At 32.1% G+C, this 10,497-nt stretch carries 5 protein-coding genes and 1 pseudogene; 3 read left to right on the top strand and 3 right to left on the bottom strand.

All coding sequences use genetic code 11. The features are described 5' to 3' along the window. Positions 1-14: 14 nt before the first annotated feature. Positions 15-1,037 (bottom strand): PorP/SprF family type IX secretion system membrane protein, encoded by a 1,023-nt coding sequence (locus tag RH98_RS13615; RefSeq protein ID WP_010255971.1) that lies wholly within the window; start codon positions 1,035-1,037, stop codon positions 15-17. 8 nt (positions 1,038-1,045) lie between these two features. Then, positions 1,046-3,613, bottom strand: a complete 2,568-nt coding sequence (locus RH98_RS13610; protein ID WP_081498637.1) for a T9SS type B sorting domain-containing protein — start codon at positions 3,611-3,613, stop codon at positions 1,046-1,048. A gap of 116 nt (positions 3,614-3,729) precedes the next feature. On the opposite strand from RH98_RS13610, the gene RH98_RS13605 reads away from it, so the two are divergent. Continuing rightward, a complete protein-coding gene (locus tag RH98_RS13605) occupies positions 3,730-4,629 on the top strand; it encodes a NifU family protein (protein ID WP_010255967.1) in 900 nt (299 codons plus the stop codon). A 132-nt stretch (positions 4,630-4,761) separates the two neighbouring features. On the opposite strand, the pseudogene RH98_RS13600 reads toward RH98_RS13605, so the two are convergent. Continuing rightward, a pseudogene (locus tag RH98_RS13600) lies at positions 4,762-7,046 on the bottom strand (inorganic phosphate transporter). A gap of 707 nt (positions 7,047-7,753) precedes the next feature. Between RH98_RS13600 and RH98_RS13595 the strand changes: the two are divergent. Together RH98_RS13595 and RH98_RS13590 are read left to right on the top strand one after the other, a co-directional pair. After that, entirely contained in the window at positions 7,754-9,751 is a 1,998-nt protein-coding gene (locus RH98_RS13595; protein WP_010255963.1) for a thioredoxin domain-containing protein, read from the top strand. Positions 9,752-9,754: 3 nt separating this feature from the next. Beyond that, a partial coding sequence (locus RH98_RS13590) for a mechanosensitive ion channel family protein (protein WP_010255961.1) occupies positions 9,755-10,497 on the top strand: 743 nt, incomplete at its 3' end.

Here is a 10,497-nt window from a genome sequence, read left to right as displayed (position 1 = left end):
ACACGTAGTATTATTTAATCTTTTACACTTGGACAATTACAATCTAAACTAACTCGCTTTGAAAACAAATTAATTCCAACTGTAAATTGGTGAAATCCAGTATTGCTGAATGTAACATCACCTGTTAAGTGAGAATAAGCATAAGAAAACGATAAGTTCTTATAATTACCTCCTATTAATGGTGTGATATACTCTAATCGTTGTGTTTTTATCTTCCCACCTTTTTCATAATCAGCTCCGTCAAAATTAGTACGATAAGACAATCCTGCCCATATACGCCCAAATTCAAATTGACGGTAAACTTTCATATTCATATCTAGTGATAAGTCTTCTACTTCTTCTGTATATTGTAACAATACAGAAGGCTCATATATCCATCCCTCACCGTATTTAGTATTACCAAAAGAATAACCTGCTCCTAATAAATATTTACGCAAGTTATTGCTCTCTGCATCTGAATACAACTCTTGTTTACTACTTACAGCATTCTTTACAGTAAACATAGAAAAGAAATTCTTATAGTGATATGCAGCACCAAAATCAATAGCAAAATAAGTATCTTTAGTTGTGATACCACCATTAATATTTGGATCATAAGGATTAGTCATTCCTACACCAAATTCAGTTTCATCTAAAGATGTGCGTGCAAAACCTGCACTCATACCAAAAGACAATTGATTCAGGTCATATCTCGATTCACTAAACGTAATAAAGTGAGCGTAAGTGGCTTTAAAACCTGTCTGTTTATGATAACCATTTTTATCATTAAAAGCAATAAATCCAATACCTGATCGATCTGATAAACGTGTGCTTGCTGCTAGTGTAAACAACTTAGGTGCATCATCCACATCAGTCCACTGCTGTCTAGTAGTCATACGTAATTGGGTACTATTCTTTAACCCAGCTACTGCAGGGTGCAAAAGATAATAGTTATCTGCCAAATATTCTGAGTACACGGATAAGCCTTCTTGTGCAAAACCAAACTGTGACAATAACAATGCTATGGCTAAATAGCGTTTTCTAAATATCTTCTTCATAACTTAATTTATCTTTTTAAAGAAAAGTGTCCTTTATAAGTAACTTTGCGTCCATCCAACTCTTTATTACCTCTATAGTCATTTGTAAATTCAATGGTAAACCAATAATCTGTTGATGGCATATTTCTTCCATTAAAGGTACCATCCCATCCTTCACCTCTTGGACTTAATTGTTTTATTAATTTTCCGTAACGATCAAAGATATTAATTCTTGCCTCAGGATGACCTGCTAAACCAGGTACATTCCAAGTATCATTAAATCCATCACCATTTGGTGTAAAGAACTTAGGATAACCAAATACAGAAAAAGTAGTATAAGCTAAACAACCTGTTTCTTTGTTACGTACCCAAGCAATATGATCTCCCAATGGTACATTGTAAAAACGATTACTTACTTGAAAAGCTCCATTATCAATAGAAAATTCAAAATTAGCACTTCCACTATCTTTAATTCCAAACTCTACGACTGCCTCACCTTTTTCATCTACATCTAAAGAATTAATCATTCCTGTACCGTCAGTATTATGTACTACTACTTCGACATCATAGATTACCCAGTTATTAGTTACAGCACAGGCATCTACTCCTTCATGTGGATTGTTTTTATAAGTAACCTCTCCTCCAAATCTTCCTACTTCTGTAATAGGAAACTCTATCTTATCATCAAAATCATTATAATATTCTCTTATAAAAAGCCCCTGATTTCCAGTAGGTACTAACTTAAACCATTTAATACTATATGGACCAGCATCTTTTAATACTGCTCTAAGAATAACTGGGCTAACCTCTCCTGTATTATAATCACGACATAATTGTAAAGATGTAACTCTTTCTATCGTAGCATTTGGCATTAAATTAAACTTGATTGTAAAAGGAACTGGAGCTGACATACAATTATACCCTTCACCTTTCATTTTTACTCTAGCCCATAATTGTACAGTATTTTCAACCCCTCTTTTTACTTCATATTTCTCTGCTTCTGCACGTGGAATCGCTAACGATCCATCCGTATCATTATTTGCATCATCCTCAGAACGATAAAAATTAACAGACAATGAACTCAAAATAGGATCATCATTCTTATAATCCATTAAAGATCTTTCGATATTATATAAGTTATAAGTATCCTGACCTATAGCTAAACATTCATTGAAATTATGTCCTTTATCAGCTTTTAAATCATCATATCCTAGTGACACAAAGAAAGAACTAACATTATAATTTCCACTTTCAATATCAGTTAATCTTACCCAAACTTTTACTGACTCATTAAGTTTTACACTTAATGATGTAGGTATAGGGTTTTCATTTCTTTCTGCATCCTCCTCTTTAGCGAAGTATCCAACAGTGTACCCTACCTCATCACCTTCTTTTGCTTCTGGATAATTACCTAAAACATCTTTATATCTCAACAATAAATCAAATTTATACTCAGGTAATTTAGTATTACACTCTGTAAGATTATCAAGTGGTTGGATATAAGGTTTATCAGTAACTTTTAAAGTAATAGTTACCCTTCCATTATCCTTATTTGCATAAAACAATTTAGAAACTACTTTAGCGTAAACTTTAGTACTATCAGCTGCTTCATATTTTGTTAATTGATCATCAGGAATGCGCTTATCATCTTTAAAAGTCGCATCAGAATAATAAGCAATATCATAGTATTCTGGCTTTCCATCTTTAGTAAGGTCAGGTAATGTTTCTACTAGATTAAATAGTCCAATGCGTTTACCATCATTCACTTTTACTTGTGGAGATGTAATTTCTAAATTATCATTTAGTTCTAACTTCTCAGTATATAAAGTAAACCTTTTAGCTCCTTTATCTTTAGGATCTGTACTACCAGTTTTGGTAACTACTACTTCGATTTGCTCTTTATTTTTACCTAAATAGCTATCCCATTCACTTTGCGGAATTTCAGCTCCTCTTACATCATTGACAACCTTATATGCTTGTACCGTATAATTTACAACTGAGCCATAAAACGCGTCATTGATATTTGACTTAATCTGAAATAATGCAGTTCCATTTCCACTATCTTTTTTATATAAGTCCGACATCGAAACAATCATATTTTCAATTGTACAATTATCAACCTTACGTCTAACTGTAAAGCTTCTAATCTGTGCATTATTTGGATCGTTGACAGGATAGATTCTTACCCAGAATATTTTCTCAATAGACTCACTATCTAAATTAAAAATAGGCCCACGACTATTGCTATCATTATTAGCATCACCTTCCGCTTCAAAAAACTTATATTTGAATCCAAAAGGAACTATTTCCTTATTTTCGGCATCTTTCCAAGTTGCATTAAGAAATGGTCCACGCAATGCATCTATTAGATTAAATCGTGCACCTTTAATAATACCTTCTGGAGCATTGCATTGCTCTAAATCATAAGGTTGACCTACTTCAACTTTTTCTTGCTCTTCGCCATCATTATCATTATCTGCCTTCTGAGAAATTTTCCCCTTGATATTCTTATCAATAGCATTTGAACTTGCGTTTATTTCTGACATCCAGAACAAACTTGCAAAGACAAAAAATAAAAGCCATATCCTTTTGCTCATCTTAATCGCTACTTTAATTGTTAATGCTTACTTATATGTTAATTATATGTTTAAATAACTTATATTAGTGAGGCTTAGAATTATTCTTTGTTAATTTTGAAAAAAAATAAAATAATATGTCAAAAATACAAATTCAAAATACGTCAAACCCTACAATTATAAAATTTATTCTACCTGATTTTATAACTAAAGGTGAAAACTTTGAGTTCAAAAATATTGATGAAACTGCAAATTCACCTCTTGCAAAGGAATTGTTCTACCTCCCTTTTGTTAAAACGGTTTATATCTCAAATAATTTTATCGCCATTGAAAAATTTTCAATTGTCGAATGGGATGAGGTAAAAGAAACCGTTGCAGATCAAATAGAACTTTTCTTGGCTAAAGGTAAGAAAATACTAATTGATTCTAAAACAGAAATAAAAAAGCAACCAATTACTATATATGCTGAATCAACGCCAAATCCAGCGGTGATTAAGTTTGTTGCCAATAAAATATTAACAAAAAAAGGAGTAGAGTTTAAAAACATTGATGAAGCCAATTCATCTCCTCTTGCGCAAGAGCTTTTTAAGAAACCTTTCGTTAGAGAAGTGTTTATTGATGAAAACTATGTTTCTATTTCTAAATACAGTTCTTTTGAGTGGAATGATATTGTTAATGACACAAGATACTTTATTAAAGAATATTTAGAAAAAGGACTTTTAGCTGTTGATGAATCTCTTATTACAGATACCAAAGCAATAGACGAAAAAGAAGAATTGCACTTTGATTCATTAGATGAGAAATCTCAACGTATCATCAATATCTTAGAAGAATATGTAAAACCAGCAGTTCAAGCTGATGGTGGTAATATTGCTTTCCAACAGTACGATGAAGAAAGTAATACTGTACACGTACTTCTACAAGGAGCATGCAGTGGATGTCCATCTTCTACATTTACTCTAAAAAATGGTATTGAAAACATGCTAAGACAAATGCTACACGACAACGGAATTATTGTGGAAGCATATAACGGATAAGATTATTACAAATTATCTATAGAAAAGACAGCTTTAACGGCTGTCTTTTTTTATACCTAAATTTTACCTTCTGCTTATTACAACAAAAAAGAGGTGTTGCAAATGCAACACCTCTTTAAATAAAAACTATTTTTAACTCATCCTTGTAAAACTTTTACGTTTTACATCGATATCAAAATCTTTAAATAATTCTAGCAGTCCTATTGTTGATTTAATCAAATCATCCGTCTCGAAAAGAATAGAAAAATACAACTTACTATTCTTAGCACTCGTTTCAGTTGTCCGAATACGAATAATTTGTTTTTGAATTAACTTATCTACTGACGAAATAAGCTCATCTTTATCTTCTAGTATCTCCTCTATTTGTGAGTAATTCCCTTCAGAGAACAAGATAATAATCTTGTCAAATAAGATTTGTAATTTCTTATCAATTAATTTTAAATCACGAATCTGATTAAATTTAAGCTTCTTGTGATTATTATCTACGTGACCATAACTATTCTGAGCAATAAAGCTAACGGCCTTAATCATATCTTGTAAGAATCCCAGGGTAATAACATAAAACTTACTAGCCCCTACAGAAGTGTCATCTAATTTCTTAATAAAGAAATAAACGTTTCCTCTTAAGTTATCAACTTCTTTCTCTAATTTTTTAATTTTTTTCTACTCGTTTTTAATTGAGTAATATCCTGTAATGCGATAGCATCTATCACTATTGTATATAGATCGTTGACTCTAGTCAATACACTAGCTATCTGAGTAGAACTCTCAGCAGCCACCCCCTGAATAGTTCCTATATCTACATTGTTTAGTTTAGTCTCTTGTTCTAATTTTTCACGCATTTTTTTCTGGTGCATTTTATTACTGCGATATAATAAAATTCCCACTAGAATAAGCATTGCTACTAAAGCGTAAATCTCACCAATCTTTAAGATATACACAGTAATAAAAGAAGCTATAAATGCGACGATAGCTGTAACAAACCATCCACCAATCACATTAAATACACCAGCTACGCGGTATACAGCAGAATCTCTATCCCATGCTCTATCAGCAAATGAAGTACCCATCGCCACCATAAATGTCACATAAGTAGTAGAAAGAGGCAATTTCATAGAAGTACCTATGGAGATAAGAATACTTGCAACCATCAAATTCACAGAAGCACGTACCATATCAAAAGCTGGCTCATCTTTTTTATCTCTCTTTGTGGTATCTACCATTTTTGGTTTTTCAAAACTTCTATCCATACGAGATTGCAAACCTTTTGGTATGACGAAGTTCAATCCCATTCCTATTAATACTGTTCCGCGCACTAATCCGCGAGATAGTAAATTAGGAGAGAACTTTTCATCTTCGCCATCAGAATCTTGACGTGCTAGACTCATCTCAGTTTCGATTACTGTTCTTGCTTTTTTAGAAGTCCAAAGTGTATATACCATAACCGCCCCAGCTATTAACAAGAAATAAAATGGAGCTACTACATCTTCCTCTGCTAGTTTACCCATCATAAAAGTGTTAGGATTACTACCAGAAGCCATAAAGAATTCGTAAGATTGGAAAGCTGCGATTGGCACACCAATAAAGTTAACCATATCGTTACCAGCAAACGCAAGTGCTAGAGCAAATGTTCCAATAACAATAATTATTTTTAGTACATTAATTTTAAATACTTGTACAAGCAACTGAGAAAACAATGTCCAAAATACAAGATTTATTAGAACTATAGTTCCTTGATTATGATTAATCCAATAACTAGTCGTTTCACTTAGAAAACTAGCCCCTTTCAATCCTTTTATAAGTATAAAAAAAGTAATAGCAGTTATTGCAATACCCCCGAATAATCCACCGTATGTTTTTAGCTTTTTATCTACATTAAAAGTAAAAACTAAACGCGATATATATTGAACTAACATACCTATCGTAAAGGACAATAAGACAGAAATAAGTATCCCAGCGACTATTTCGGTAGCTTTTTCTGTATTTATGTACTCTGTTAATGTATTCCATCCATCGGTGGTACCCACAATCTTAACAACTGCAAGACACACAGCTGCACCTAATAATTCGAACACAATAGAAACAGTTGTAGAAGTGGGTAATCCTAGCGAATTAAATACATCTAGCAAGAGTACATCAGTAATCATTACAGCCAGAAAGATAATCATCACATCATTAAACGTAAACATTCGTGGATTAAAAATTCCACTTCTAGCGATTTCCATCATCCCTCCAGAAAATAAAGCTCCTACTAAAATCCCTAAGGAAGCTACAATCATAATTGTTTTAAAAGTAACTGCCTTTGAACCTATTGCAGAGTTTAAGAAGTTTACAGCATCATTTGCCACACCTACAGTTAAATCAATAACTGCTAATACAGCAAGGGCAATAAGCATTACAATATAAATCTGCTCCATCTAATAAAATTTATAGTTAAGTCTAGGTAGCAAAGTTTCTGATAAATTTACTCTTATGTGTTAAGTAACTGTTATGCTTTCAACCTTTGTAAATATTGAGTAAATCACAGCAAAAGGAGCTTTTTAGTTAAACGAAACAAGCATTAATGAAAAAAAGCTTATTGATATTAAATCAAAAACTGCAAGATGAAAACAAAATCAAAATTCACCTCATCATCTTTCATGTATTTCAAAAACTCTCTAATAGAATTATCACTATTAATAACAAGACTTCACAGTTTAAAATTCATTTTTCATTCACTAAAAAACAAAGTGCAGCATTACTGTCAAAAACAAGACATTGAACACCAATTTTTCTGTAACCAAGAGACCATAAAAGACATTACTGTATACCTAATCCTGAATTATGATACTGCGTTGATCACTTCTTGATACCACAATGATGCCGCTAAAATCCTATAATAATGCGGCATCATTGCGGTATCATAGCGGCATCACTGCGGCATCATCTACCAAAATACATTTTTAATTTAGTATTTTCTATAGCTCAATAGGTATAAAAAGAACTTGAAACCATAATATTACAAGTTGAGAAAACAAACTTGTGATGACTACTTTTTATGAAAGTCAAATTCATAAAAAACATAAACATCATACCACTGCTCATCTTTAAACTTTTTATCTTTATAGAAATTTTACAAACAAAAATGAACGAACTACATAAAGAAACCAGTCCCTACCTATTACAACATGCTAGTAACCCAATTCATTGGAAGGCGTGGAGCGAAAAGACTCTAGAGCTTGCTAAAAAAAGTAATAAATTAATAGCTATCAGTATCGGATATTCTACTTGTCATTGGTGTCATGTGATGGAACACGAAAGTTTTGAAGATAATAAAGTAGCGACTCTAATGAATAATCACTTTATTTCTATTAAAATAGATAGAGAGGAATTTCCTGACATAGATGCCTTCTACATGAAAGCAGTTCAAATTATGACAAAACAAGGAGGTTGGCCATTAAACGTAGTTTGTTTACCTGACGGAAGACCTATATGGGGAGGTACTTATTTTCCAAAACAAACTTGGTTAGATTCTTTAACTCAACTAAATGAACTATATCAGACAAAACCAGAAACTGTTATAGATTTTGCAGAGCAACTACACGAAGGAATTTCTCTGTTAAGTTCCGGTCCTATTGAGAATTCTGAAACTAGGTTCAACCTAGAGGTCTTAATCGAGAAATGGTCAAAGAGTTTTGATTGGGAAAATGGTGGGTACGGGAGAGCACCAAAATTTATGATGCCGAGTAATTTACTATATCTTCAAAAATTAGGAGTTTACAGCCATACTAAAGATATTTTAGAATATATAGACCTAACCTTAACTAAAATGGCTTGGGGTGGTTTATTTGACACTGTAGAAGGAGGATTCTCACGATATTCTGTCGATATGCGTTGGCACATTCCACATTTTGAAAAAATGTTATATGACAATGCACAATTATTAACAGTCTATGCTGATGCCTATAAAAGAACTAAAAACAATTTGTACAAAGAAGTCATCGCAAAAACGATAACTTACATAGAAAACAATTGGGCAAATAAAGAAGGAGGCTATTACTCTGCACTAGACGCAGATAGTCTTAATCATGATAACCAACTGAAAGAAGGAGCTTACTACGTTTGGACAGAAAAAGAACTTCAAGACATTATCAATAAAGAATATGACATCTTTAAACAGGTCTTCAATATTAATGACAATGGATATTGGGAAGAGAACAATTATGTACTTATTCAAACACAAGATTTACATTCAATAGCTAATCAAAATAATATTGAATACAGTCATCTAGTTACTTTGAAAAAAGAGTGGGAAGAGTTGCTTCTACAAGCTAGAAAAAACAGAAAAGCCCCTAGACTAGATGATAAGACATTGACGTCATGGAATGCTATGTATATTAATGGATTACTAAATTCCTACACAGCGCTCAATAACAAAGAATACTTAGTGCTTGCCATTAAGACATTTGATTTTATAACTGCTAAACTTTGGGATGAAGATAAAGGTTTATACCACACTTATAAAAATGGTCAAAAAACAATTAAGGCTTACCTAGATGATTATGCATATTATATCAGTGCTGCTATAGAATTATATGAGCATACGGGTGAAGATAACTACCTGACAATAGCAAAAAACTGTACAGATTATGTGTTTGACCATTTCTATGATGATAAAACAAAATTCTTCTTCTATAGCCAAGACATCCAAGAATACATCATTAAAAATATAGAAACAGAAGATAATGTAATCCCTTCTTCTAATGCTATTATGTGTTTAAATCTACAAAAGCTAGCTGTATTATATGATAATTTACATTATCGAAATACTTCTATAAATATGTTAGAAATAATCAAAACTCAGATTGATTATCCGTCTGCTTATTCACATTGGTTATTAGCAGATTTATATCAAAGTCATCCTGCTGAAATTACCTTAGTAGGTAAAGGTGCTCTGAAAACATCACTTTTATTGAGAAAAAAAGTAATTACTCACACCTTTGTTTTCCCTGTTGAACAAGAGAGTAAAATTCCTTACCTAAACAAAGAGAACGACAAGCATCTACTAGTATATTTATGTGCTAATTCTACATGCTATAAACCAGAAGAAGATTTAAGTATTATAACCGATTTTCAACTTTAATCTATGGAAACATTTAATACCTTACTCAATAGTTATTTAAAAAAGATCCTACAATTTGTCCCTGAAATTGTCACTTCATTGATCATTTTAGCGATAGGATTATGGCTAATTAAATTCTTAAAAAAATTAGCTTCTAAAATATTCTTAGAGAAACGAATAGACCCTACCTTCGCTAGCTTCTTAATAGATGCATTAATATGGGGGCTGCGAATATTGTTATTTGTGATAATCGCCTCTAAGCTGGGGATTCAGACAAGTTCTTTTGTAGCTATTGTAGGAGCAATGAGTTTAGCTATCGGTCTATCACTACAAGGTTCATTAAGTAATTTTGCTGGGGGAGTTTTACTTATCTTATTTAAACCCTTTAAAGTAGGAGATGTAATAGAGGCACAAGGCGAAAGTGGTCGCGTAGTAGCTATTCACATTTTTTCTACTCAGATAATTACTTATCAAAATAACACGATATATATACCAAACGGAATATTATCCAATGGAAAGATTAAGAATATTACCCAAGATAATTTTAGACGTGCAGAAGTATTAGTGCAAACTAATCTTACAAAAAGCACAACTGAGTTTATGGATCGACTCTTAAAAGATTTAAAAAGCAATGAACTTATCTTAGATCATCCTAAACCGCGAATCTTAGTTAAAGAATTATTAGACGCTAAGATAACTTACAATGTTCAAGTCTGGGTAGAGAATGATAATTACAATGTAGTATGTTCTTATATATTACTTCAAGC

Origin of the sequence: Myroides injenensis M09-0166 (genome assembly GCF_000246945.1) — a bacterium.
In the GTDB taxonomy this organism is placed as follows: domain Bacteria; phylum Bacteroidota; class Bacteroidia; order Flavobacteriales; family Flavobacteriaceae; genus Flavobacterium; species Flavobacterium injenense.
This window is presented reverse-complemented; position numbering and strand designations above follow the sequence as displayed.

Excerpts from the sequence above, each read along its gene's own strand:
- RH98_RS13615 (WP_010255971.1), bottom strand. The coding sequence starts at position 1,037 with ATGAAGAAGATATTTAGAAAACGCTATTTAGCCATAGCATTGTTATTG.
- RH98_RS13605 (WP_010255967.1), top strand. The coding sequence starts at position 3,730 with ATGTCAAAAATACAAATTCAAAATACGTCAAACCCTACAATTATAAAA.
- RH98_RS13595 (WP_010255963.1), top strand. The coding sequence starts at position 7,754 with ATGAACGAACTACATAAAGAAACCAGTCCCTACCTATTACAACATGCT.
- RH98_RS13610 (WP_081498637.1), bottom strand. The coding sequence starts at position 3,613 with ATGAGCAAAAGGATATGGCTTTTATTTTTTGTCTTTGCAAGTTTGTTC.